This is a genomic window from Halomonas sp. NO4 (assembly GCF_010994375.1).
Lineage (GTDB): Bacteria > Pseudomonadota > Gammaproteobacteria > Pseudomonadales > Halomonadaceae > Halomonas.
Genome location: NZ_WHMA01000007.1, coordinates 24,610 through 46,803, shown reverse-complemented (window position 1 = coordinate 46,803; position 22,194 = coordinate 24,610). Strand labels below are relative to the sequence as shown.

Below are 22,194 nucleotides of genomic sequence, written 5' to 3'. Positions count from 1 at the left end.
GGCGAATCGCTATACTACCAGGCCGTTTCGCCCGGGGTTCGACGCTTACGGTGGCCAGCTGCGGCGCAGAGTTTATCGGCTTTGTCCGGGCAGATACACCCGCGGGACCGCGTGCGGACTCATCCATTGGGATAAGTCTTCGAGGGAAAATGACCGGCGTCAAAAAACGCTACCGAGGAGGGGGCGCCCGTCTGCCAGCGGCGGCGTTGGCGCAATGGCAGGACCCTGCACTAGGCTCGAAGAGCGCCTGGAAGGCTGACGGGAAGAGGGCATGATGATGCAACTAGCCGTGCTGTCGGGTTTCGTGCTCGCCGCCTTTGCACCACTGTTGTACCGCTGGCTGGGGTCGCGTACCACGGTGTTCCTGGCCCTGTATCCCGCGGCCATCGTGGTGTGGCTGCTGGCCCAGTGGCCCAGCGTGGTGGGGGGCGAACCAGTGCTGCTGGAAATGGCCTGGGTCCCCGGCATGGACATCACCCTCACCTTCCTGATCGACGGCCTGAGTCTGCTGTTTGCGCTGCTGATTGCCGGTATCGGTGCCTTCGTGCTGCTCTACGCCGGGGGGTACCTGCATGGGCATCGCGATCTGCCGCGCTTTCTGGTGATCCTCATCGCCTTCATGGTGTCCATGCTGGGGCTGGTGCTGGCCGATAACCTGGTCACTCTGTTCGTATTCTGGGAACTGACCAGCATCACCTCCTACTTGCTGATCGGCTTCAATCACACCGACCTGTCCGCCCGCAAGGCCGCGCTCCAGGGGCTGTTCGTGACCGTGGCCGGCGGCCTGGCGCTGCTCGCCGGCCTGGTGATGCTGGGCAGCGCGGGGGGGAGCTGGTCGCTGGTCGAACTCACCACCCGTGGCGAGGCGTTGCGCGAGCATCCCCTCTATACGCCCATGCTGATCTGCCTGCTGCTCGGTGCCTTCACCAAGTCGGCCCAGTTCCCCTTCCACTTCTGGCTGCCCAACGCCATGGCGGCGCCCACCCCAGTGTCGGCCTATCTGCACTCGGCCACCATGGTCAAGGCGGGCATCTACCTGATGGCGCGACTGCAGCCGAGCCTGGGCGGCACCGAGGCATGGGTCACCATCCTGTCGCTGGTCGGGGCTATGACCATGTTCACCGGCGCCTTTCTCGCCGTCCGCCACACCAATGTGAAGAAGCTGCTCGCCTACTCCACGGTGATGGCGCTGGGCACCCTGACCATGCTGCTGGGCATCGGCACACAGGGCGCGCTGGTGGCCTTCGTGGTCTTCCTGCTGGCCCACTCCCTCTACAAGGGGGCACTGTTCATGGTGGCGGGCATTCTCGACCACGAAACCGGCACCAAGGACGTGACCGCCATGGGCGGGCTGCGCACCTTGATGCCGGTGACCACGGCGGTGGCGCTGGTGGCGGCGCTCTCCCTGGCAGGTCTGCCGCCGTTGCTGGGCTTCATCGGCAAGGAGCTGATGTTCGAGTCGGTGCTGCATGCCTCGCATTTCACGCTGCTGCTCCTGCTGCTGGCTTTTGCCGCCGCCTTCCTGACCATCGCCGTGGCGGCCATCGTGGCGCTGCGGCCCTTCTTCGGGGAGCAGCGCCAGACCCCGCACGTGGCGCATGAGCCGCCGGCCGCGATGCTGTTGGGGCCGGCCGTGCTGGCGGCCCTTTCGCTGCTGCTGGGCCTGATGCCGGGGGGGCTGGATGGCTTGGTGCAGGCCATCGTCGTCGGTATCGGAGCCCCTGAAGCGAATGTCCACCTGGCGCTGTGGCACGGCATCAATCTGCCCTTGCTGATGTCGTTGGCGGCCCTGGTGCTGGGCTGGCTGATCTTCCGCCGCTGGGATCGCCTGCGCGCGCGCCTGGCCTATCTCGACCCGGTTATAGCCCGCGGCCCCGAAGCAGGTTACGACGCCATCATGGTCGCCCTGGTGCGCATCGCGGAGTGGCAGACCCGCGCCCTCCAGAACGGCTATCTGCGCAACTACCTGGCGGTGACGCTGCTGGTCCTGGTCGGCCTGGTGGGACACGCCTTCTTCTTTCGGCATACCCCGCAATTCGATGTGTCCATTTCCGTCTACCTGCACGAGGCCGTGGTTGCCGGCTTGATGATCGCCGGTGCCGTGACGGCCTGCCTGATGAAGTCCCGCCTGGCGGCGGTGGCGGCCGTGGGGGTGATGGGCTTCTCCATCGCGCTGACCTTCGTGCTGTTCAGCGCCCCGGACCTCGCGATCACCCAGCTGCTCGTCGAGACGCTGACGGTGATCCTGCTGGTGCTGGTGCTGTTCCGCCTGCCGCGCTTCGCCAACCTTTCGGCACCCTCGGAGCGCCTGCGCGACCTGGTCGTGGCCAGTGCGTTCGGCGTCATGGTGACGCTGCTGATGCTGGCGGTGCTGGGAGGCGAGCGCTTGCCGCGCATCTCGGATTACATGGTCGAGAACAGCCAGCCGCTGGGGCATGGCCACAACATCGTCAACGTCATCCTCGTCGACTTCCGGGCCCTGGATACCCTCGGCGAGATCTTCGTTCTGGCACTGGCGGCGATCGGTGTCTATGCGATGCTGCGCTTCCATGCCGCCGAGGGGACGGGGCGGCTACCGACACGACCGCGGTCAAGCGACGATGGAGAGTGACGATGGTTAGGTCGGGTACCTTGATACTCAATGTCGCGGCACGCTTCCTGCTGCCGCTGCAGCTGCTGTTTTCGCTCTTCCTGCTGCTGCGCGGCCACGACGAACCGGGCGGTGGCTTCATCGCCGGGCTGGTCGCCGCCGGTGCCTTTGCCCTCTACCTCTTCGCCTTTGGCCTGGGTGCGCTGCGCGCCATGATCAAGGTCTCCCCGCGGGACCTCGTCGGCCTGGGGCTACTCTTTGCGCTGGGCTCGACCCTGCCGGCCTGGTGGGGAGGCGAACCCTTTTTCACCTCCCAGTGGTGGACCGTGCCGATCATCGGCTTCAAGGCGTCGACCCCTCTCATTTTCGATATCGGTGTCTATCTAGTGGTGCTCGGCTCGGTGCTGACCGCCATCACTGCTTTGATGACGACCGACCGGGACCCCGATGCGTGACCCCAAGGAGGCAAGATGGAACCCCTGATGGCTGTGTCGATCGGCGTGCTCTTTGCCTGTGCCATCTACATGATGCTGCGTCGCTCCATCGTCAAGCTGGTCATCGGCTTGATGCTGCTCTCCAATGCCGCCAACCTGCTGATCTTCTCCACCGCCGGGATGGAGCGCGGCAGGCCGCCGCTGGTCCCTGAAGGCATGGCCGCACCGGCCGGCAGCGTGGCCGATCCGCTACCCCAGGCCCTGGTGCTGACGGCGATCGTGATCGCCTTCGGGGTGCTGTCGTTTTCCGTGGTCCTGCTGCGCCGTGCCTGGGAGGTCGTCAGGGCCGACGACCTGGACAAGATGAAGGATACCGATACGTGAGTTCTCAGATCGCTCTCCCCATCCTGATCCCGCTGCTGTCCGGAGCCCTTTCCCTGGTCTTCTGGCGATTCCGCGGCATGCAGCGTTTCATCGCCGTGGGGGGCACGGCCGCCCTGCTGCTCTCCAGCATCTGGCTGCTAGGTGAGGTCAACGCGCACGGCATCCTCGTCAGCCAGATGGGCAGCTGGCCGGCGCCGTTCGGCATCAGCCTGGTGGCCGATCTGCTCGGCGCCATCATGGTCCTGCTGACCGGCATCATCGGCTTCGCCGTGGCGATCTACTCCCTGGCCACCATTGGCCGCGGCCACGAGGCCTTCGGTTACTTTCCGCTGATGCACCTGCTGCTGGCCGGGGTGGCCGGCGCCTTTCTCACCGGCGACATCTTCAACCTCTATGTGTGGTTCGAGGTGATGCTGGTGGCCTCCTTCGCGCTGTTGATCCTGGGCAGCGAAAAGGCGCAGATGGAGGGCGCGATCAAGTACGTGACCCTCAACCTGGTCTCCTCGGTGATCTTCCTAATCGCGGTGGGGCTGCTCTACGGCAAGGTGGGCACGCTCAACATGGCGGACATCGCCAGCCGCCTGGCCGCGATGGAAGGCGACGGCATGGTCGACGTGCTGGCCATGATGTTCATGGTCGCCTTTGGCATCAAGGCCGCCGCCTTCCCGCTCTTCTTCTGGCTGCCGGCGTCCTACCACACGCCGCCGGTGGCGGTGTCGGCGCTGTTCGCTGGCCTGCTCACCAAGGTCGGGGTCTATGCGCTGTATCGCGTCTTCACGCTGATTTTCCACCACAGTCCGGGGTATACCCACGAGATCCTGGTGTGGGGCGCGGGCTTGACCATGCTGTCCGGCGTGCTGGGGGCCGCGGCGCAGTACGAGTTCCGCCGCATCCTGTCGTTCCACATCGTCAGCCAGATCGGCTACATGATCCTGGGATTGGCACTGTTCACGCCCTTGGCGATCATCGGCGGCGTCTTCTACATCATGCACCACATCATCGTGAAGACGAACCTGTTCCTGATCAGTGGCATCGTGCACCGCCTGCGCGGCACCTACGACCTCAAGAAGCTGGGCGGCATCTATCGCCGCTACCCCTGGCTCGCCGTGCTGTTCCTGATACCCGCCCTGTCACTTGCGGGGGTGCCGCCCCTGTCGGGGTTCTTCGCCAAGTTCATCGTGATCCGTGCCGCCATCGAGGCGGAGGCGTACGGAGTGACCTTCATTGCCCTGCTGGTGGGCCTTCTGACGCTCTATTCGATGATCAAGATCTGGGCCGAGGTGTTCTGGAAGAGCGCTCCGGAAGACGGTGATACCGACCCCTATCCGGAGATCAGCCATCGGGAGGTGTGGCTGGTGGCGGCCCCCGTGGTGGCGCTGGCGGTATGCACCCTGCTGATCGGCCTCAATGCCGAGCCCATTCACGCCCTCGCCGAGGCCTCGGCCACCCAGCTGCTGGCCCCCGAACGCTACATCGAGGCGGTGCTCGGCACGAGCCAGGAGGTGCAGCCATGATCGGTGCCGCCTGGAACCTGCTGCTGGGCTTCGCCTGGGTGGTGTTGACTGGAGACTTTAGCGGAAGCAACCTGCTGGCCGGGCTGTTCTTCGGTTACCTGGTGCTGGCGTTGCTGCAGCCTCAGGTACCGGCGCTGCAGGGGTACGCCCAGCGCCTGCCGCGGCTGGTCGGCTTCGTGGGCTTCTTTGTCAAGGAGCTGCTGCTGGCCAACCTCAAGGTCGCCTTCGACGTGGTGACCCCGCCCTGGTACATGCGCCCGGGGGTGATCGCCATGCCGCTGAGGGCGGAGAGCGATTTCCAGATCGCCTTCGTCGCCAACCTGATCTCCCTGACGCCCGGGACCCTCAGCCTGGATGTCTCCGACGACCGCAAGGTGCTCTATATCCATGCCATGTTCCTGGATGACGAGGAGGAGCTGCGGCGTGGCCTGGCGGAACTCGAGCGCCGGGCCCTGGCGCTGTTCGACTGAACGAGGAGAAGCCGTGTGACGTCCGTGATCCTGTTGAGCCTCGTGTTGATGACACTGGCGCTGTGTCTGGTGTTTGCCCGCCTGTTCATTGGCCCCAGCCTGCCCGACCGCGTCGTCGCGCTGGAGCTCTTCTCGTCGATGATCGTTGGCATCATCGGCGTGGTGGCCATTGCCACCGATGTACCGAGCCTGCTGGACGTGGCCATCGTCATGGCGCTGATGGCCTTCATGGCGGCGATCGGGTTCGCGCGCTTCCTGGAGCGCGGGGGGCCGCGGGATGATTGAGTTCCTCAAGCAGGGGTTGATCCTGTCGGGTGCCATCTTCATGTTCCTGGCATCGCTGGGCTTGCTGCGGCTCCCCGACCTCTTGACCCGGATGCATGCCACCACCAAGGCCGCCACGCTGGGGGCGACGCTCATCATGCTGGCCGTGGCGCTGCATTTCACTCAGGTGGCCTTTGTCGCGCGGGCCTTCGGCGTGATCATCTTCATCATGATGACGGCGCCGGTGGCCGCCCATGTGATCGGTCGCGCCGGCTACTTCGTGGGTTCCAAGCTGTGGAGTGGCACCGTGAAGGACGAGCTGCGCCCCAACTACGACCCCCTGACCCACGAGCTCAAGAGCGGGCTCGACACCGAGGCCAACGCCCGCTGCAAGCCCAAGCCCGGCGAGGGCGACACCCACTAGGCGGTTTCCGACTATGGATGGCACTGTCAACGACCCGAGGCGGGCTGCCCGCCGCGGCTGGCCAGCGTATGGCTGCCGGCCGACAGCGTGGCGAGGGGACGGACTGGCTCGTCGTCTCGGCCAGCGGTGGGCTGGTCGCGGTGGCCGATCTGCGCGATGATCGCCCCTTTGACTTGCCAAGGAGCACGAAAGCGACCATGAAACGCACCCTCAGCCTCAGCCTGGTGCTGGCCCTGCTCGCCGGCTGCCAGGGAGGACCGGCCCGCCAGGCGAATGCTGCCGCCGACGAGGCCACCGCCGAGGCGGCTGCGGCGCCGGCGAACGACACCGGCAGCGCTGTGGCGCCGACGCCCCCCGGCGACTTCGCTGTCTGGCTGGCAAGCTTCCGCCGCCAGGCACGTGATCAGGGCATTGCGCCGGCGACCCTGGCTCGTGCACTGGACGGGCTGCGCTATCGACCGCGGGTGATCGAGCTGGATCGCTCCCAGCCCGAGTTCGTCCGGCCCATTTGGGAGTACCTTGACAGCGCCGTTTCGGCCGCTCGCGTCACCAATGGACGCGAGCGCCTGGCCGAGCATCGTGCCACGGCACGCGAGATGGAACGGCGCTACGGCGTGCCCGCCGAGATCCTGGTGGCGATCTGGGGGGTGGAGAGCAACTACGGGGGGAACTTCGGTGACTTCTCGACCCTGGAGGCGCTCGCCACCCTGGCCTTTGAGGGGCGCCGTCGCGATTTTGCCCGCGACGAGCTGCTGGCAGCGCTACGCATCATCGAGACGGGCGATATCGCCCCGGAGCGCATGATCGGTTCCTGGGCCGGAGCCATGGGGCATACCCAGTTCCTGCCCTCCAGTTTCATGGCCTACGCCGAGGATGGCGATGGCGACGGGCGGCGCGATATCTGGGGCAGCATTCCCGACGTACTCGCCTCCACCGCCAACTACCTGGCCGAGGCCGGCTGGCAGGCCGGCGAGCCCTGGGGGGTGGAGGTCCGGCTGCCGCCGGGCTTCGACTACGCCCAGGCCGAGCTCGCCACCCGTCGCCCCAGCCGCGAGTGGGCTGCGCAGGGCGTGAGTCCGGTGGGCGGCGGTGAGCTGCCGGCCTTCGCGGCAGCCTCCGTGATCACCCCGGCCGGGGCGCGCGGGCCGGCCTTTCTGGTGGGGCCCAACTTCCGCGCCATTCTGCGCTACAACAACGCCACCAGCTATGCCCTGGCGGTGGGCAGCCTGGCCGACGAGATTGCCGGGCGCGAGGGCATCGTGGGCGGCTGGCCGCGCGACGAACAGCCGCTGGCCCGCGGCCAGGTGCGCGAGATGCAGCGCGCGCTCAATGCGCGCGGCTACGAGGTGGGCCAGGCCGACGGCATTCTCGGGCCCAATACCCGTCGCGGCCTGCGCGCCTTTCAGCGCGACATCGGCGAGACCCCCGACGGCTTCGCCACCCGTCGCCTGCTGGAACGACTGACCCAATGACGCAACGAGGAGGACGTGCATGAGACGAGGCAGCCTAGCTGCCTGGCTGTCCGCGGCGCTGCTGGCGCTCGGCACGGCCAGTGCCCAGGACGAAGCCCAGGTCTTCGGCTGGGTGGAGAAGGCGACACTCGAACCCTGGGGTGTCGAGGTGAAGGCCAAGCTCGACAGCGGTGCCTTGACCTCTTCGCTGGATGCCCGCGATATCGAGCGCTTCGACAAGGACGGCGAGCGCTGGGTGCGCTTCCGGCTGGAACTCGAGGACGAAGCGAGCGGCGAGACCTTCTCCGAGACGCTGGAACGGCCGGTCTACCGCCGGCTGAAGCTGATCGGCGCCGGTGGCTCCGACCGCCGCCCGGTGGTGCTGCTCAAGGTGTGCCTGGGCGGCACCGTCTACGAGGAGCAGTTCAGCCTGCGCGACCGCGGCGACATGAACTATCCGCTGCTGCTCGGGCGTCGCACCATCGGCCACCTAGGCCTGCTCGACGTGACCGAGACCTTCCTGACCGAGCCCGACTGCGGCGAGGATACGGCCCTGGTGGAGCATGACCCCGAGGCGGAAATCCCCCCCGACCGCGGAGATGCGGAGAGCTAGAACGGGGTTGTAGAGAGCTAGAAAAGGCGCGCCAGCAGGGCCGTCACCGCTGTCTCCACGCGCAAGATGCGTGGCCCCAGGTGGATGCCCTGGCAGCCGGCCGCGAGCAGCTGCTCCACCTCCCAGGGAATGAAACCGCCCTCCGGGCCCACCAGCAGCAGGGTCGGTTCGGTCAGCCCGCGCGGGCAGTCGGCCGGCATGCCCGGGTGGGCGAGCAGGCCGCGTCGGCCGGCGAGCAGCGTCGGCAAGGCGTCCTCGACGAAGGGGCGAAAGCCCTTGGCCAGGGTGACCTGCGGCATCACGGTGTCGCGCGTCTGCTCCAGGCCCAGCACCAGGTGCGCGTGGATCTTCTCACTGGTGAGCTCCGGCGACTGCCAGTAGCTCTTCTCCACGCGCCGGGTGTTGAGCAGGGTGAGCTCCTTCACGCCCAGCGCGGTGACGTGCTCCAGGGTCCGCGCGAGCATGCGCGGGCGCGGCAGGGCGAGTACCAGGTGCACCGGCAGCGGCGGGGGCGGCGGCTGGTCCAGGTCGTCCAGCACGAAGCGCGCCTCGTGCGCCTCGAGGGCGATCAGCTCGCCGCGACCGAGGCCGCCGCCTTCGATGCCCAGGGTCAGGCGATCGCCCGGGCGGGCCCGGTGCACCTCGCGCAGGTGGCGCAGGCGGCGCGGGTCGCGGACCTGCGCGAGCCGGGGGCTGACCAGGTCGTCCGGGGCAAGCAGGATCAGATTCATGGGCGCTCGTGGAAGGCTTGGATTTGCATGGGCGGTGTGGCGGTGCACAATAGCGGCAGGACGACCAAGCGTCTGCCATGACAAGGAGAAACGCCGTGCGCGTGATTCGCAAGTACGCCAACCGCCGGCTCTACGACACGGAGCAGAGCCGATACGTGACCCTCGAGGATCTGCGCCGCCTGATTCTCGACGAAATCCCCTTTCGCGTCGAGGACGCCAAGAGCGGCGAGGATCTGACCCGCACCATCCTGCTGTCGATCATCATCGAGCAGGAGCAGGAGGCCGATGGCGAGGCGGAGGTCTTCTCCAACGACCTGCTGGCCCAGTTCATTCGCGTCTACGACATGGCCCAGCCGCTGCCGCTGGCGCGCTACCTGGAGCAGGGCACCCAGCTGATGCTCGAGCAGCAGCAGCGCATGCAGGACCAGTGGCAGCAGGCCATGCGCCACACGCCCATGGAGCTGATGCGCGAGCTGGCCGAGGAGAACATGCGCTTCTGGCAGCAGACCATCGGCCAGGCCGGGAACGACAAGGACAAGGATGGCGGCAAGGACGACGACAAGGGCGGTAACAAGAGGTCGTGAGCGGGGCGGCGATGGCTGGCGCTTTCTGACATAATGCCGCGGCGTTTCGAGTTGCCCCTGCTTTCAGTTGGTAAAACAAGGTTGAGCGGATGAAGGTTCTGATCATCGGCGGCGGAGGCCGCGAACATGCTTTGGCCTGGAAGGTCGCGCAGTCGCCGCGTGTCGACCGCGTCTACGTGGCGCCCGGCAATGCCGGCACGGCGCACGAGGCGGGGGTGGAGAACGTCGCCATCGAGGCCACCGATCTCGACGGTCTGGTAGCCTTCGCCCGCGAGCGGGATGTCGCCCTGACCGTGGTCGGCCCCGAGGCGCCCCTGGTGGCCGGCGTGGTCGATCGCTTCCGCGCCGCCGGGCTGACCATCTTCGGCCCCACCGCCGGGGCTGCGCAGCTCGAGGGCTCCAAGTCCTTCACCAAGGACTTCCTGGCGCGCCATGCCATTCCCACCGCCGAGTACCGCACTTTCACCGCCGTGGCACCGGCGCTGGAGTACCTCGCCGAGCGGGGCGCTCCCATCGTCATCAAGGCCGACGGCCTGGCCGCCGGCAAGGGGGTGATCGTCGCCGAGACCCTGGCCGATGCCGAGGCGGCAGTGCGCGACATGCTCGAGGCCAACGCCTTCGGCGATGCCGGGGCGCGGGTGGTGATCGAGGAGTTCCTCGCCGGCGAGGAGGCGAGCTTCATCGTCATGGTCGACGGCGATACGGTGCTGCCGCTGGCCACCAGCCAGGACCACAAGCGCGCCTACGACGGCGACGCCGGCCCCAACACCGGCGGCATGGGCGCCTACTCGCCGGCGCCGGTAGTGACCGATACCGTGCATGAGCGAGTCATGGAGCGCATCATCCAGCCCACGGTGCAGGGCATGTCGGCAGAGGGCTACCCCTATACCGGCTTCCTCTACGCCGGGCTGATGATCGACGCCGAGGGCAACCCCAGGGTGATCGAGTACAACTGCCGCTTCGGCGACCCCGAGACCCAGCCGATCCTGGTACGCCTGGAATCCGACCTGGCGGGGCTCTGCCTGGCCGCGGCGCGCGGGGAACTGGCTGGCCACACCTGCGACTGGGACCCGCGTGCCGCGGTGGGCGTGGTGATGGCCGCCGGCGGCTATCCGGGCAGCTACCGCAAGGGCGACGCCATCGAGGGCCTCGAGGCCGCCGCGGCCACCGGCTGTCAGGTGTTCCATGCCGGCACCGTGGAGCGGGACGGCCGCATCGTCACCGCCGGCGGGCGCGTGCTGTGCGTCACCGCCCTAGGCGAGGGCGTCGGCGCCGCGCGCGACCTGGCCTACCGCGGGGTGGCGGCGATCGACTGGCCCGACGTCCAGTACCGCCGCGACATCGCCTTCCGCGCCATCGACCGGGAGCGCTCGGCCGGCTGAGTCCGGTCGCCGTGCCGCAATCCGCGAATCACAAGAAGAGGAGGGCAGCATGGAGCGTATCAAGCTGGTGTTTCCCGAGGCGGCCATCATCCACCGTCACGCCTTGACGGTGCGCATCACCGACATGAACTACGGTCGCCACCTGGGGCACGACGCCCTGGTGTCGCTGCTCCACGAGGCGCGGGTGGCGGCGCTGGCCTCGCTGGATCTCGTCGAGTGGGACCTGGGTGGCTGCGCCAGCGTGGTCGCCGACCTCGCCGTGCAGTACCAGGTCGAGGCGCGCTGGCCCGATGCCCTTGTCGCGGAGACCGCCGTGCGCCCGCCCGAGGGCAGGGCGCTCACCGTCTATCAGCGCCTGCGCCGCGAGGCCGATGATCGGGTGGTGGCCACGGCGCGCCTCAACCTGGTGCTGATCGATCCGACCAACGGGCGGCCCGCGGCGGTGCCGGCCAGCGTGCGCGACGCCCTCGTGCGGGCGGGAGTCGCCTGATGTCCCGCGAGTATCCGGTCATCGCCGTGACCGGCTCCTCGGGAGCCGGCACCACCACGGTGAAGCGCACCTTCGAGCGCATGTTCGCCCGCGAGGACGTGCATGCTGCCTACGTCGACGGCGACGCCTTCCACCGCTATACCCGCGACGAGCTGGCACGCATCTTCCGCGAGGAGCCCGAACGCAAGGACGAGCTCTCCCACTTCGCCGTGCAGGCCAACCTGCTCGATCGCCTCGAGATGCTCTTCCAGGAGTACGGTGAGCACGGCACCGGCACCTATCGCCACTACATCCACGCCGAAGACAAGCAGATGATCGAAGCCGGCTACCAGGTCGGCACCTTCACCGAGTGGCAGCCGCTGCCCTGCGGCACCGACCTGCTCTTCTACGAGGGGCTGCATGGCGGGCTGGTCACCACCGAGCACGACATCGCCCGCCATGTCGACCTGCTGATCGGCGTGGCGCCGACCATGAACCTGGAGTGGATCCAGAAGATCGACCGCGATACCAAGCTGCGCGGCTACTCCCAGGAGGCGGTGATCGACACCATCCTGGGGCGCATGGACGACTACGTGCGCTACATCCAGCCGCAGTTCTCGCGCACCCACATCAACTTCCAGCGCGTGCCCACCGTGGACACCTCCAACCCCTTCGAGGTGCAGGACATTCCCACCGATGCCGAGTCCTTCGTGGTGATCCGCTTCCGCGACCCTGCCACGGTGGACTTCCCGTGGCTGCTGGCGATGATCCAGGATGCCTTCATGAGCCGCCCGCACACCCTGGTGGTGCCGGGCTCGCGCATGCCGCTGGCCATCGAGTTGATCATCGCACCGCTGGTGCGCCACTTGCTCGCCCAGCGCCGCTTCCGCTGAGGCGGCGCCCGACCGACGCAGAGGAGACCGAGACCATGGATTGCCTGTTCTGCAAGATCCTCGACCGCGAGATTCCCGCCGACATCGTCTTCGAGGACGACGAGGTGCTGGCCTTCAACGACATCAACCCCCAGGCGCCGACCCATGTGCTGATCATTCCCAAGCGCCATATCGCCACCCTCAACGACATCGCCGACGACGACCGGGCGCTGATCGGCCGGCTGCCCCAGGTCGCCGCCGAGCTGGCCCGCGAGCGCGGCTTCGCCGAGGAGGGGTACCGGGTGGTGATGAACTGCAATGAGCAGGGCGGCCAGACGGTCTATCATGTACACATGCACCTGATGGGCGGTCGACGCTTTACCTGGCCGGCGGGGTAGTCGGCTCGCTGCGGTTAGCCGCGCGTTTCCCAAGCGCTCGACGCATCGGGTGCATTCCCCAAGAGGTCCCCATGAACCGCACGCTCTCCCGCACCGACCAGCTGATCCACCAGTTCGATAGCGTGCTGCGCACCCTGGTGCCCCACGCCGCTAGGGCCGCGCGCCCCTCGCCGGCCACCGCCGACGTACGCGACGAGCCCCTCACGCCGGAGGAGCGGCGCCACGCCGAGGGGCTGATGCGCATCAACCACACCGGGGAGGTGTGCGCCCAGGCGCTCTACCAGGGGCAGGGGTGCACCGCCACGCTGCCCGAGGTGCGCGGCCAGATGGCCGAGGCCGCCCGGGAGGAGATCGACCACCTGGCGTGGTGCGACGCGCGCCTGCAGGAGCTTGGCGGCCACGCCAGCCGTCTCAACCCGCTCTTCTATGCGGCGTCGTTCGGCCTTGGCGCTGCGGCCGGGGCGGTGAGCGACCGGGTGAGCCTGGGCTTCGTCGCCGCCACCGAGGAGCAGGTCGGCCGCCACCTGGAGGCGCATCTGGTTGCGCTTCCCGCCGGCGACCATCGCTCGCGGGCGGTGCTGCGGCAGATTGCCGTCGACGAGGCCCACCACGCCCAGCTCGCCCGCGAGGCCGGCGGTGTGCGCTTCCCGGCGCCCGTCAGGTTCAGCATGACGCTGATGTCCAAGGTGATGACCAAGAGCGTCTATTACGTGTGAATCCGGGCACTGCCAGGCGACAAGGCCCGCGGCGGTGGCGTCGCGGGCCTTGGGGTTTCCGGCAGCCTGCTCCGTCAGTCGTCGACGATGCTGTAGGAGTGGCTGATTGCCACGCCGGCCTGGGCGAGCATGATCGAGGCGCTGCAGTACTTGTCGGCGGAGAGCTCCACGGCGCGCTTGACCTGCTTCTCCTTGAGGCCGTGGCCGGAGACGGTGAAGTGGACGTGGATCTTGGTGAAGACACTGGGCACGGCGTCGGCGCGCTCGGCCTCGATGTGGGCCACGCAGTCACTGACCGGAGCGCGGGACTTCTCGAGGATCTCCATGACGTCGAAGGAAGTGCAGGCCCCGAGCCCCATCAGCAGCATCTCCATGGGGCGCGGTCCGGTGTTGCGCCCGCCGTGGTCGGGCGGGCCGTCGATGACCACGCTGTGGCCGCTTCCCGATTCGGCGACGAACTGGCGCCCATCTGTCCATTTCACAGTGGCTTTCATGGCGGGGTTCCTCGAGTCGTGGTGAAAACGCAGGCGGGCAGCATAGCAGCTGCGGGGCAGCGCCTCAGCCCTGCGCCCGCAGGCGGGTGTCCAGGGCGGCCAGCCGCGCCGGGGTGCCGACGTCGACCCAGGCACCGCGGTGGCGGGTGCCGCCCACGCGCCCCGCGGCCATAGCCGCCTTGAGCCGAGGCGCCAGGGGAAAGGCGCCGGGCGCCTGGTCGGCCACCAGCGCCGGGTCGAGCAGGCTCAGCCCGGCGAAGGTGAGGCGTGGCTCGCCCGTGGCGTGAACGCGGCCGGCGGCGTCCAGGTGGAAGTCGCCGTCGGGATGGTGGTCGGGGTTGTCGACCAGCACCAGGTGGGCCAGGTCATCGCCCAGAGCGGGCAGCGTCGCCGGGTCGAGATCGCACCAGATATCGCCGTTGACCAGCAGGAAGGGCGCCTCGCCGAGCAGTGGCAGCGCCTGGCGGATGCCCCCTCCGGTCTCCAGCGGGGTTGTCTCGCGGCTCCAGGCGATGGTGACGCCGAAGTCGCGACCGTCGCCCAGGGCGGTGATAATCTGCTCGGCGCGGTAGCTGACGTTGATCACTACCTCGCGAATGCCGGCACGCGCCAGGCGTTCCAGGTGGTGGACGATCAGCGGCTTGTCCGCCACCGGCAGCAGCGGCTTGGGGCAGCGGTCGGTGAGCGGGCGCATGCGCGTGCCGAGCCCGGCGGCGAGGATCATCGCCTTCATGGCGTGGCCTTGCCCGTTTCAGCCAGCCGCGCCGCCAGCGCCGGGCGGAAGGTGTCGGCGAGCCAGCCGCGGAACGCGTCGTGTCCCTCGAGGCCTGCCAGGCTATCCTCGAGGTGGGCCAGGAAGTGGGGCAGCCGCACGAGGTAGCCGTCGCGGGCGTCGCGCAGCGTCAGCCGACAGAAGATGCCCAGCACCTTGAGCGAACGCTGGGCGGCCATGGCCTGCACCCGTTCGAGAAAGCGCGCCGGCGCCTGGGTGCTGGGCAGCCGGCCGTCGGCCACGGCGCGCTGGCGAAAGGCCTCGACCCAGGCGGCAAAGCGCTCGGGCGTGAAGCGGCAGTAGCGCCCGCGCAGCAGCGAGATCAGGTCGTAGCTGAGCGGGCCGGCCACGGCGTCCTGGAAGTCGATCAGGTAGAGGCGCTCGTCCACGACCATCAGGTTCATGGCGTCGAAGTCGCGGTGCACGGTGACCACCGGCTGGGCCAGGGCACTGTCGATGAGCGACTGGCGCAGCGCCTCCCAGCCCGGCGGTACCGCCAGGCCCAGCCATTCACCCAGGCACCAGTCGGGAAAGAGGTCGAGCTCGCGACCCAGCAGCGTGGCATCGAAAGCGGGCAGGTCGTCGGGGCCGGCGCGGTTCTGCAGGGCGTCGAGCTGGGCCAGCGCCGCCTCGTGCCAGGCCAGCGTCTCGGGGTGCTCGCTGCCCCGGAAGTGGGCCTGCAGCGGGGTGTCGCCCAGGTCGTCGAGCTCCAGGAAGCCGGCCTCGAGGTCGACGCCGTGCAGCGCCGGCACCGGCAGGCCGGCGGCCCGCCAGCGCCGAGCGATGGCCACGAAGGGGCGGCTGTCCTCGCGCCCGGGCGGGGCATCCATGAGCATGCGCGTGGCGCCGTCGGGCAGGGTCAGCCGGTAGTAGCGGCGGAAGCTGGCGTCCCCCGCGGCCAGGCGCAGGGCGGTGGCATCGGGGCTGACGCCGTGACGAGACGCCGCCCAGCGGTGCAACTGGTCGCGGCGGGTGGCGGGGTCGGCCGGGTGGGGCATGCTGGCTCCTTGCGTCGGGGGGCCGGTTGACGCCCGTGGGAAGCCACCGCATGCTGAGCCGCGGATGCGGCGCATGCGACGGGCGGTGCGGCCTGTATAATACCGATTCTCTTCGCCAAGGACACCGAAGACCATGGGCAAGCGACATTCAGGGATGGCCCTGGCCGGGCTGCTCACCACGGGGCTGGTCAGCGCGCCACTCGCCGCGGCGCCACCCGAGCCGCTGCCGGCGGAGCGCCTCGACTTCCGTCCCTGGGGCGACGACCGCCCGGCCGACGCCCTGTGTCGCGGGCGCTACGTCATGCCCGACTACCGCCTGCCGGCCGCGGACGACCCGCGGCGGGTGCAGAGCGAATCGGACCGCGCCGAGTATGGCGAGGAGGGCGAGACGATCCTGCGCGGCGAGGTGCTGCTGCGTCGCGGCGACAGCCAGTTGGAGGCCCCTCGGGTTCGCGTGCCCCCCGCGCGAGATCGGGTCCTCGCCGAGGGGCCGCTGGCGCTGCGCCGCCCGGGGCTGCTGGTGCGCGGCGACGCTGCCGAGGTATCGCTGGAGAGCGATGCCGCCAGCATCGACTCGGCCCATTACGTGCTCCACGACCAGCACCTGCGCGGCGACGCCCTGCGTCTGGCGCGCCTGGAGGATGGCCGCTACCGGCTGACCTCGGCGAGTTTCACCACCTGCGATCCGGGCGACAGCCTGTGGCGGCTGGTCAGCGGCGACCTGGTGCTCGACCGCGAGAGCGGCTTCGGCACGGCGCGCCACGCGCGGCTGGAAATGGGGCGGGTGCCGGTCTTCTACTGGCCCTGGGTGCGTTTTCCCATCGACGACCGCCGCCATACCGGCTTTCTGTGGCCGGCGCTCACCGTGTCAGGGGATGGCGTCGACTACGCCCAGCCCTTCTACTGGAACATCGCCCCCAACCATGACGCCACCCTCACGCCGCGCTGGATCAGCGACCGCGGCCTGCTGCTGGGCGGCGAGTATCGCTACCTCTTCCCCACCGATCGCGGCCAGATCGAGGGGGCCTACCTGGCCGACGACGGCGGCGGCAGCGGCGAGCCCAATGCCCCCTCGCGGCGCTTCGAGGGCGAGGATCGCTGGTACCTCGACTATCGGCACAGCGGGCGCTTCGATGCCCGTACCCGCTACGACCTGCGCTACGGCGCGGCCAGCGACGGGCGCTACTTCGACGACTTCGGCAGCCTCTTCGGCGACGACCCCACGGCGATGCCGCGTCTGGCACGCCTCGACCACCGTGGCCAGCGCTGGCACCTGGAGGCGCGGGCCCAGGGCTTCCAGCGCCTCGACGCCCCGCTGCTCGACCGCGACAAGCCCTTCTATCGCCTGCCGAGTCTCACCGCCAACGCGCGCTGGTCGCAGCCGAGCGGCTTCTACCAGCAGTGGCGCTCCAATGCGACCTACTTCTGGCGCGACGTCGACGAGGCTGGCCTGCCCGGCGGCGAGCGCTACGACCGGGAATCTGCCACCGGGGCGCGGATGCACCTGTCGCCGGCCGTCGGCTGGCGCTTCGATGCCAGCTGGGGCCACCTGGAGCCGCGCCTGGAGTGGCTCGCCACCGCTTACGACCTGGACTACGGCGAACGCGATGTCGACCGCGACACCGCGCCGACCCGCGAGGTGCCGGTGAGCTCGGTCGACGGCGGCCTGGTTTTCGAGCGGACGTTCGATTTCCGTGGCAGCCCCTATCGCCAGACCCTGGAACCGCGCCTCAACTACGCCTACGTGCCGGGGCGCGACCAGACCGAGCTGCCCGTCTTCGACACCAGCGAGCGCGCCTTCTCCTGGGGGCAGCTGTGGTCGCCCCATCGCTTCACCGGGGCCGACCGGGTGGGTGATCTGCATCGCCTCTCCGTGGGCCTCGACAGCCGCCTGCTCGAGGACGACGGCGGTCGTGAGCGCCTGGCACTAGGGCTGGGGCAGGCCCTCTACCTCGACGACCGCCACATCGACCTCGGCAATGATCGGCGCGCCGGGGACCCCGACCTCCTGCCCCCCTCGCCGGAGGAGGGCGGCAACTTCCAGCGCTACTACCGTGCCACCCGCGAGCGCTCGCAGCTTGTCACCCGGCTCGACTGGCAAGTCACCGACGCCTGGCACACGCGCTGGCAGTGGCTCTACGATGACCATCTGGAGCGCACCGAACGCACCTCCCTGGATGTGCAATACCGAGCCGAGGCGGGCCATGTGGTGAACCTTGGCTACCGCTGGGAACTCCAAGGCTTCGACCCCTCGGTGGAGCGTGGCGACGACGCCTTCCGTGAATACAACCGCGAGGAGTTCGACCTCTCGGCGGCGTGGAAGCTCTCCCCCCGGGTCGAGCTGATCGGCCGGGCGCTCTACGACAACAGCAACGACCGGATGCTCGACCAGATGGCGGGTGTGCAGTGGAACGACTGCTGCTATGGTCTGCAACTGGTGTGGCGCGAGTGGATCGAAGACGGCGACACCGCCCGGCTGGAGGACGATACGACCGACCGCGGGGTTTTCCTGCGCTTCGTGTTCAAGGGGCTGGGGGGCGTCGGCGGCGATGCCGGAAGCTACTTCGAGCAGGCCGTTCCCGGCTATCGTTCCACCGCCTTCCAGGTGGGCCAAGACGATTTCTGACAAGAGATGACATGAGAGGAAACACCGACATGCGCACTGAGCGAACCACGAGGCTGGGGGTCGCCCTGGCGCTGGCCCTGGGTATCGGCATGGCGCCGCTGGCGCTTCACGCCCAGCAGGGCGGGTCCGACGACTTCAAGCCGGTGGCGCGCCAGTCGCTGGATCGCATCGTGGCCGTGGTCAACGACCGGGCGATCATGGCCAGCGAGTTGGAGGAGCGGGTCGAGCAGGCGCGCAGCCAGCTCGTCGACAACCAGGTCGACGTGCCGCCCGACGCCTCCCTGCGCGAGCAGATGCTCGACCGCTTGATCGTCGAGGAGATCCAGTTGCAGCTGGCCGAGGAGGCGGGGCTCGCCGTGGACGATACCGAGCTCAACCGCCAGGTGCGGGGGATTGCCGAAAACAACGGCATGACCCTCGAGGAGTTCGCCGACGCCCTGGAAGCCGATGGCCTCAGCCTGGCGCAAGTGCGTGACGAGGTACGCCGCCAGCTGCTGCTGCGCGAGCTGCAGCAGCGCCGGGTGGCTAGCCGGGTCAACCTCAGCGAGCGCGAGGTGGAACGCTTCCTCGAGCAGCAGGGCGGCGGCGTCAGCCGCGAGCAGGCGGGGCAGGCGCTCTTCCAGCGCAAGGCCAACGAGGCGCTGGAGGCGTGGATTCAGGAGATTCGCGCCGATGCCTTCATCGACAAGCGGCTCTCCGCGGCGCGTTGATGATCTCTGGCGACGCCGCCGTGCTGGCGCTGACCACCGGCGAGCCGGCGGGCATCGGGCCGGAGCTCGTCGTCCATCTCGCCGCGGCGGGCGAGTGGCCGGCACGCGTGGTGGCGGTGGGCGATCCGGCGCTGCTCGCCGAGCGGGCGGCGGCCCTCGGGGTGGCGCTCGAGCTGGACGTGCTGGCCCCGGGTGAGCCGGTGCCCGCTCCCCGTCCCGGCTGCCTGTCGGTGTGGCCGGTGGCGTTGCGCACCTTGAGCCGGCCCGGTGAGCTTGCCCAGGCGAATGCCGCCTACGTGCTCGAGACCCTCGACGTGGCGATCCAGGCCTGCCGCGAGGGGCGCGCCGACGCCATGGTGACCGCGCCGCTGCACAAGGGAGTGATCATCGAGGCGGGGCATACCGGCTTTCGCGGCCACACCGACTACCTGCGCGACGCCTGCGGCAGCGACGAGGTGGTGATGATGCTCGCCACCGACGCTGCGCTGCACGCCCGCGAGGCGAGCTGGCCGGGCGATGGTGCGCTGCGCGTGGCGCTTGCCACCACCCACCTGCCGCTGTGCGAGGTGGCCGATGCCGTCACCACGCCGCGCCTGGAACGCCTGCTGCGCATCCTGCACGCCGACCTGATGCGCTGGTACGGCGTGGCGACGCCGCGGATCGCCGTGTGCGGCCTCAACCCCCACGCCGGCGAGGGCGGCCACCTGGGGACGGAGGAGCGCGACGTGATCCTCCCCGTGCTCGACGCCCTGCGCGCCGAGGGGTTCGCCCTTGACGGGCCGCTGCCGGCGGATACCCTGTTCACTCCGCGCCACCTGGCCGGGGTCGACGCCGTGCTGGCCATGTACCACGACCAGGGGTTGCCGGTGCTCAAGTACGCCGGCTTCGGGCGTGCCGCCAACGTCACCCTGGGCCTGCCGTTCCCGCGCACCTCGGTGGATCACGGTACTGCCTTGGACCTGGCCGGCCGCGGAGTGGCCGACCCGGGCAGCCTGCGTGTCGCTGTGACCCTGGCCGCCGAGATGGCAAGTCGCTGGGCAGCGTCCCGACGACTATCGTAGCGTGACACTTAGCGGCACCGGGGGCAGATCGCCGAGGATGTCATTTGCCATGGACGGCAAATGTAGCGTCCAGGGAAGGATTCACAGCGCGTCCTCGGCGATCCTGGCCCGCGGTCAACCCGGGTAACGAACCAGACAAGGACTCCTACATGGCATCCCGCCCGCCGGTACATCGTGCGCGCAAGCGCTTCGGCCAGAACTTCCTGCGCGACCCCGGCGTCATCGCGCGCATCGTGCGCGCCATCGCGCCCCGCCCCGGCGAGCGCCTGATCGAGATCGGCCCCGGCCAGGGTGCCCTGACCGAGCCGTTGCTCGAGGCGGCCGATGGCCGCCTCGAGGTGATCGAGCTGGATCGCGATCTGGTGCCGGGGCTGCGCGTGCAGTTCTTCGACTACCCGGCGCTCGTCGTCCATGAGGCCGATGCGCTCACCTTCGATTTCCGCACCCTGCGCGGCGAGGGCGCACCGCTGCGCGTGGTGGGCAACCTGCCCTACAATATCTCCACGCCCCTGATCGCCCATCTGCTCGAGGCGGGTGACGCCATCGCCGACATGCACTTCATGCTGCAGAAGGAGGTGGTGGAGCGCCTCGCCGCCGAACCCGGCGGTGCCGACTGGGGCCGGCTCTCGGTGATGGCCCAGTACCGCTGCGCCGTCGACTCCCTTTTCAGGGTGCCGCCGGAGGCCTTCGTGCCGCGACCCAAGGTCGACTCGGCCATCGTGCGCCTCACCCCCTATGCCACGCTGCCGTTTCCGGCCCGTGACGAGGCGTTGCTCTTCGAGTTGGTGCGCCAGGCCTTCGGCCAGCGCCGCAAGACGCTGCGCAACAACCTCAAGGGGCGTATCGGGGCCGCGGCGCTCGAGGCGCTGGGCATCGATTCCGCGCGGCGACCCCAGACCCTGACGGTGGAGGAGTTCGTGCGCATTGCCAATCACCTGGCGACATCCCAAGAGGAGGCGACGCCGTGACCCAGGCCCCCGAGAGCGTGGCGCCAGACGCCGTGCGCATCGACGTGGAGCCGGCCTACCGTGAGGAGGAGTCCTCCCGCGACGAGGCGCGCTTCGTGTTCAGCTATACCGTGACGATCCACAACCACTCCACGCGCAGCCTCCAGCTGCTGGCGCGCCACTGGAAGATCACTCAGGGCAGCGGCCAGGTGCAGGAGGTGCGCGGCAAGGGGGTCGTCGGCCAGCAGCCGCTGATCGGCCCGGGCCAGACGTTCCGCTACACTAGCCGCGCCATCCTCGACGCCCCGGTGGGCGTCATGGAGGGGGAGTACACCTGCGTGGACACGGTCAGCCAGCACCCCTTCGAGGTGCCCATCCCCCCGTTCCGCCTGGCCGGCCCCAATCAGGTCCATTGAGCATTCGTGCCGTGGCCGCCGCGGCCACGGCGAGACCACGCATCAAGACAGGGAGTGGTCATGACCACCTACGCCATCGGCGACCTGCAAGGCTGTCACGCTGAATTCGTCGAGCTGCTCGAACGGCTCACCTTCGACCCCGGCCGCGACCGGCTGTGGCTGGTGGGCGATCTGGTCAACCGGGGGCCCGCCTCGCTCGAGTGCCTGCGCGAAGTGCGTGCCCTGGGGTCGTCCGCCGTCACCGTGCTCGGCAATCACGACCTGCATCTGCTGGCGGTGGCTCGCGGCGGGGCGCCGCTCAATCGCAAGGACACCCTGACGGCGATCCTCGAGGCCCCGGATCGCGAGGCGCTGCTCGATTGGCTGCAGGCTCAGCCGCTGCTGGTGCGCCAGGGTGACGACGTCATGACCCATGCCGGGCTCCTGCCGCAGTGGTCGCTGCCCCAGGCCGCGGGGCTGGCGCGGGAGGTCGAGGCGCGGCTTGGCAGCGAACAGGTCGGCGCTTTTCTCGAGCGGATGTACGGCAATGCGCCGCCCTGCTGGCGCGACGACCTGGACGGCAACGATCGCCTGCGGGTCATCGTCAATGTCCTCACACGCATGCGCTTCATCGATGCCGAGGGGTGTCTCGATTTTACCGCCAAGCAGGGGCTCGACAGCGCGCCGTCCGGCTTCGCCCCCTGGTTCTGCTTTCCCCGTGAGGACGACCCTCGGCTGCTCTTCGGCCACTGGGCGGCGCTGCAGGGCAAGACCCCGGGGGCGGCGGTGCGCGTCGAGGCGCTGGAGACGGGCTGCGTGTGGGGGGGCACGCTCACGGCCCTGAATCTGGACAGCGGCGAGCGGGTCAGTGTGCCCAGCCACCGGCATTGAGGAA

Annotated in this window: 25 protein-coding genes; 21 read left to right on the top strand and 4 right to left on the bottom strand. The window is 69.0% G+C overall.

The window, feature by feature from the left end; genetic code table 11:
- Positions 1–277: 277 nt before the first annotated feature.
- From FEF15_RS07545 to FEF15_RS07505, 9 genes are all read left to right on the top strand, one after another.
- A complete protein-coding gene (locus FEF15_RS07545) occupies positions 278–2,611 on the top strand; it encodes a putative monovalent cation/H+ antiporter subunit A (protein WP_163558632.1) in 2,334 nt (777 codons plus the stop codon).
- 2 nt (positions 2,612–2,613) lie between these two features.
- Positions 2,614–3,045 carry a Na+/H+ antiporter subunit B gene (locus tag FEF15_RS07540; protein ID WP_163558548.1) on the top strand — a complete coding sequence of 144 codons (432 nt, stop codon included), beginning with the start codon at positions 2,614–2,616 and terminating at the stop codon, positions 3,043–3,045.
- Positions 3,046–3,060: 15 nt separating this feature from the next.
- Entirely contained in the window at positions 3,061–3,408 is a 348-nt protein-coding gene (locus FEF15_RS07535; RefSeq protein ID WP_163558547.1) for a Na+/H+ antiporter subunit C, read from the top strand.
- Entirely contained in the window at positions 3,405–4,922 is a 1,518-nt protein-coding gene (locus FEF15_RS07530) for a Na+/H+ antiporter subunit D (RefSeq protein WP_163558546.1), read from the top strand. The genes FEF15_RS07535 and FEF15_RS07530 overlap by 4 nt, the downstream gene beginning before the upstream one ends.
- A complete protein-coding gene (locus FEF15_RS07525) occupies positions 4,919–5,392 on the top strand; it encodes a Na+/H+ antiporter subunit E (RefSeq protein WP_163558545.1) in 474 nt (157 codons plus the stop codon). The genes FEF15_RS07530 and FEF15_RS07525 overlap by 4 nt, the downstream gene beginning before the upstream one ends.
- A 15-nt stretch (positions 5,393–5,407) precedes the next feature.
- Positions 5,408–5,677, top strand: a complete 270-nt coding sequence (locus FEF15_RS07520; RefSeq protein ID WP_163558544.1) for a monovalent cation/H+ antiporter complex subunit F — start codon at positions 5,408–5,410, stop codon at positions 5,675–5,677.
- On the top strand, positions 5,670–6,080 hold the full coding sequence (mnhG, locus tag FEF15_RS07515; RefSeq protein ID WP_163558543.1) for a monovalent cation/H(+) antiporter subunit G: 411 nt from the start codon (positions 5,670–5,672) through the stop codon (positions 6,078–6,080). Before FEF15_RS07520 ends, mnhG begins: the two co-directional genes overlap by 8 nt.
- 197 nt (positions 6,081–6,277) lie before the next feature.
- Entirely contained in the window at positions 6,278–7,552 is a 1,275-nt protein-coding gene (locus FEF15_RS07510; RefSeq protein WP_163558542.1) for a lytic murein transglycosylase, read from the top strand.
- 19 nt (positions 7,553–7,571) lie between these two features.
- Positions 7,572–8,144: an ATP-dependent zinc protease gene (locus FEF15_RS07505; RefSeq protein WP_163558541.1), complete on the top strand. Its 573-nt coding sequence runs from the start codon at positions 7,572–7,574 to the stop codon at positions 8,142–8,144.
- A 17-nt stretch (positions 8,145–8,161) separates the two neighbouring features.
- Here FEF15_RS07505 and FEF15_RS07500 read toward each other — a convergent pair whose 3' ends face one another.
- Positions 8,162–8,875, bottom strand: a complete 714-nt coding sequence (locus tag FEF15_RS07500; protein WP_163558540.1) for a 16S rRNA (uracil(1498)-N(3))-methyltransferase — start codon at positions 8,873–8,875, stop codon at positions 8,162–8,164.
- A gap of 95 nt (positions 8,876–8,970) precedes the next feature.
- Here FEF15_RS07500 and phaR point away from each other — a divergent pair, with 95 nt between their 5' ends.
- From phaR to coq7, 6 genes are all read left to right on the top strand, one after another.
- Entirely contained in the window at positions 8,971–9,459 is a 489-nt protein-coding gene (phaR, locus tag FEF15_RS07495; RefSeq protein WP_163558539.1) for a polyhydroxyalkanoate synthesis repressor PhaR, read from the top strand.
- A gap of 89 nt (positions 9,460–9,548) precedes the next feature.
- Entirely contained in the window at positions 9,549–10,841 is a 1,293-nt protein-coding gene (purD, locus tag FEF15_RS07490) for a phosphoribosylamine--glycine ligase (RefSeq protein ID WP_163558538.1), read from the top strand.
- 49 nt (positions 10,842–10,890) lie between these two features.
- Positions 10,891–11,331: a thioesterase family protein gene (locus FEF15_RS07485; RefSeq protein WP_163558537.1), complete on the top strand. Its 441-nt coding sequence runs from the start codon at positions 10,891–10,893 to the stop codon at positions 11,329–11,331.
- Positions 11,331–12,203: a phosphoribulokinase gene (locus FEF15_RS07480; RefSeq protein ID WP_163558536.1), complete on the top strand. Its 873-nt coding sequence runs from the start codon at positions 11,331–11,333 to the stop codon at positions 12,201–12,203. The genes FEF15_RS07485 and FEF15_RS07480 overlap by 1 nt, the downstream gene beginning before the upstream one ends.
- A 35-nt stretch (positions 12,204–12,238) precedes the next feature.
- Positions 12,239–12,580, top strand: coding sequence for a histidine triad nucleotide-binding protein (locus tag FEF15_RS07475; RefSeq protein ID WP_163558535.1), 342 nt, complete (start codon positions 12,239–12,241; stop codon positions 12,578–12,580).
- A 71-nt stretch (positions 12,581–12,651) separates the two neighbouring features.
- On the top strand, positions 12,652–13,296 hold the full coding sequence (coq7, locus tag FEF15_RS07470) for a 2-polyprenyl-3-methyl-6-methoxy-1,4-benzoquinone monooxygenase (protein WP_163558534.1): 645 nt from the start codon (positions 12,652–12,654) through the stop codon (positions 13,294–13,296).
- Between the two features lie 74 nt (positions 13,297–13,370).
- Here the strand turns inward: coq7 and FEF15_RS07465 are convergent, their stop codons facing one another.
- From FEF15_RS07465 to FEF15_RS07455, 3 genes are all read right to left on the bottom strand, one after another.
- The gene (locus FEF15_RS07465) at positions 13,371–13,790 is read right to left on the bottom strand and encodes an OsmC family protein (RefSeq protein WP_163558533.1); all 420 of its coding nucleotides are present in this window, start codon (positions 13,788–13,790) and stop codon (positions 13,371–13,373) included.
- Between the two features lie 64 nt (positions 13,791–13,854).
- Positions 13,855–14,523 (bottom strand): N-acetylmuramate alpha-1-phosphate uridylyltransferase MurU, encoded by a 669-nt coding sequence (gene murU / locus FEF15_RS07460; protein ID WP_163558532.1) that lies wholly within the window; start codon positions 14,521–14,523, stop codon positions 13,855–13,857.
- A complete protein-coding gene (locus FEF15_RS07455; RefSeq protein ID WP_240454106.1) occupies positions 14,520–15,560 on the bottom strand; it encodes a phosphotransferase in 1,041 nt (346 codons plus the stop codon). The genes murU and FEF15_RS07455 overlap by 4 nt, the downstream gene beginning before the upstream one ends.
- A 133-nt stretch (positions 15,561–15,693) precedes the next feature.
- On the opposite strand from FEF15_RS07455, the gene FEF15_RS07450 reads away from it, so the two are divergent.
- The 6 genes from FEF15_RS07450 to FEF15_RS07425 all read left to right on the top strand — a co-directional run bounded on the left by FEF15_RS07450 (position 15,694) and on the right by FEF15_RS07425 (position 22,190).
- A complete protein-coding gene (locus tag FEF15_RS07450; RefSeq protein WP_163558531.1) occupies positions 15,694–18,186 on the top strand; it encodes an LPS-assembly protein LptD in 2,493 nt (830 codons plus the stop codon).
- 29 nt (positions 18,187–18,215) lie between these two features.
- Complete coding sequence (locus tag FEF15_RS07445; RefSeq protein ID WP_163558530.1) at positions 18,216–18,896, top strand: SurA N-terminal domain-containing protein; 681 nt, start codon at positions 18,216–18,218, stop codon at positions 18,894–18,896.
- Complete coding sequence (gene pdxA, locus FEF15_RS07440; protein ID WP_163558529.1) at positions 18,896–19,957, top strand: 4-hydroxythreonine-4-phosphate dehydrogenase PdxA; 1,062 nt, start codon at positions 18,896–18,898, stop codon at positions 19,955–19,957. Before FEF15_RS07445 ends, pdxA begins: the two co-directional genes overlap by 1 nt.
- A 149-nt stretch (positions 19,958–20,106) precedes the next feature.
- The gene (gene rsmA, locus FEF15_RS07435) at positions 20,107–20,925 is read left to right on the top strand and encodes a 16S rRNA (adenine(1518)-N(6)/adenine(1519)-N(6))-dimethyltransferase RsmA (RefSeq protein WP_163558528.1); all 819 of its coding nucleotides are present in this window, start codon (positions 20,107–20,109) and stop codon (positions 20,923–20,925) included.
- A gap of 17 nt (positions 20,926–20,942) precedes the next feature.
- On the top strand, positions 20,943–21,320 hold the full coding sequence (gene apaG, locus FEF15_RS07430) for a Co2+/Mg2+ efflux protein ApaG (protein ID WP_163558630.1): 378 nt from the start codon (positions 20,943–20,945) through the stop codon (positions 21,318–21,320).
- A 60-nt stretch (positions 21,321–21,380) separates the two neighbouring features.
- The gene (locus FEF15_RS07425; protein WP_163558527.1) at positions 21,381–22,190 is read left to right on the top strand and encodes a symmetrical bis(5'-nucleosyl)-tetraphosphatase; all 810 of its coding nucleotides are present in this window, start codon (positions 21,381–21,383) and stop codon (positions 22,188–22,190) included.
- Positions 22,191–22,194 lie beyond the last annotated feature (4 nt).

Excerpts from the sequence above, each read along its gene's own strand:
- FEF15_RS07485 (WP_163558537.1), top strand. The coding sequence starts at position 10,891 with ATGGAGCGTATCAAGCTGGTGTTTCCCGAGGCGGCCATCATCCACCGT.
- FEF15_RS07540 (WP_163558548.1), top strand. The coding sequence starts at position 2,614 with ATGGTTAGGTCGGGTACCTTGATACTCAATGTCGCGGCACGCTTCCTG.
- mnhG (WP_163558543.1), top strand. The coding sequence starts at position 5,670 with ATGATTGAGTTCCTCAAGCAGGGGTTGATCCTGTCGGGTGCCATCTTC.
- FEF15_RS07445 (WP_163558530.1), top strand. The coding sequence starts at position 18,216 with ATGCGCACTGAGCGAACCACGAGGCTGGGGGTCGCCCTGGCGCTGGCC.
- FEF15_RS07465 (WP_163558533.1), bottom strand. The coding sequence starts at position 13,790 with ATGAAAGCCACTGTGAAATGGACAGATGGGCGCCAGTTCGTCGCCGAA.
- FEF15_RS07475 (WP_163558535.1), top strand. The coding sequence starts at position 12,239 with ATGGATTGCCTGTTCTGCAAGATCCTCGACCGCGAGATTCCCGCCGAC.
- FEF15_RS07525 (WP_163558545.1), top strand. The coding sequence starts at position 4,919 with ATGATCGGTGCCGCCTGGAACCTGCTGCTGGGCTTCGCCTGGGTGGTG.
- FEF15_RS07535 (WP_163558547.1), top strand. The coding sequence starts at position 3,061 with ATGGAACCCCTGATGGCTGTGTCGATCGGCGTGCTCTTTGCCTGTGCC.
- FEF15_RS07505 (WP_163558541.1), top strand. The coding sequence starts at position 7,572 with ATGAGACGAGGCAGCCTAGCTGCCTGGCTGTCCGCGGCGCTGCTGGCG.
- rsmA (WP_163558528.1), top strand. The coding sequence starts at position 20,107 with ATGGCATCCCGCCCGCCGGTACATCGTGCGCGCAAGCGCTTCGGCCAG.
- FEF15_RS07425 (WP_163558527.1), top strand. The coding sequence starts at position 21,381 with ATGACCACCTACGCCATCGGCGACCTGCAAGGCTGTCACGCTGAATTC.
- murU (WP_163558532.1), bottom strand. The coding sequence starts at position 14,523 with ATGAAGGCGATGATCCTCGCCGCCGGGCTCGGCACGCGCATGCGCCCG.
- coq7 (WP_163558534.1), top strand. The coding sequence starts at position 12,652 with ATGAACCGCACGCTCTCCCGCACCGACCAGCTGATCCACCAGTTCGAT.
- FEF15_RS07480 (WP_163558536.1), top strand. The coding sequence starts at position 11,331 with ATGTCCCGCGAGTATCCGGTCATCGCCGTGACCGGCTCCTCGGGAGCC.
- pdxA (WP_163558529.1), top strand. The coding sequence starts at position 18,896 with ATGATCTCTGGCGACGCCGCCGTGCTGGCGCTGACCACCGGCGAGCCG.
- purD (WP_163558538.1), top strand. The coding sequence starts at position 9,549 with ATGAAGGTTCTGATCATCGGCGGCGGAGGCCGCGAACATGCTTTGGCC.
- FEF15_RS07500 (WP_163558540.1), bottom strand. The coding sequence starts at position 8,875 with ATGAATCTGATCCTGCTTGCCCCGGACGACCTGGTCAGCCCCCGGCTC.
- FEF15_RS07450 (WP_163558531.1), top strand. The coding sequence starts at position 15,694 with ATGGGCAAGCGACATTCAGGGATGGCCCTGGCCGGGCTGCTCACCACG.
- FEF15_RS07545 (WP_163558632.1), top strand. The coding sequence starts at position 278 with ATGCAACTAGCCGTGCTGTCGGGTTTCGTGCTCGCCGCCTTTGCACCA.
- FEF15_RS07510 (WP_163558542.1), top strand. The coding sequence starts at position 6,278 with ATGAAACGCACCCTCAGCCTCAGCCTGGTGCTGGCCCTGCTCGCCGGC.
- FEF15_RS07455 (WP_240454106.1), bottom strand. The coding sequence starts at position 15,560 with ATGCCCCACCCGGCCGACCCCGCCACCCGCCGCGACCAGTTGCACCGC.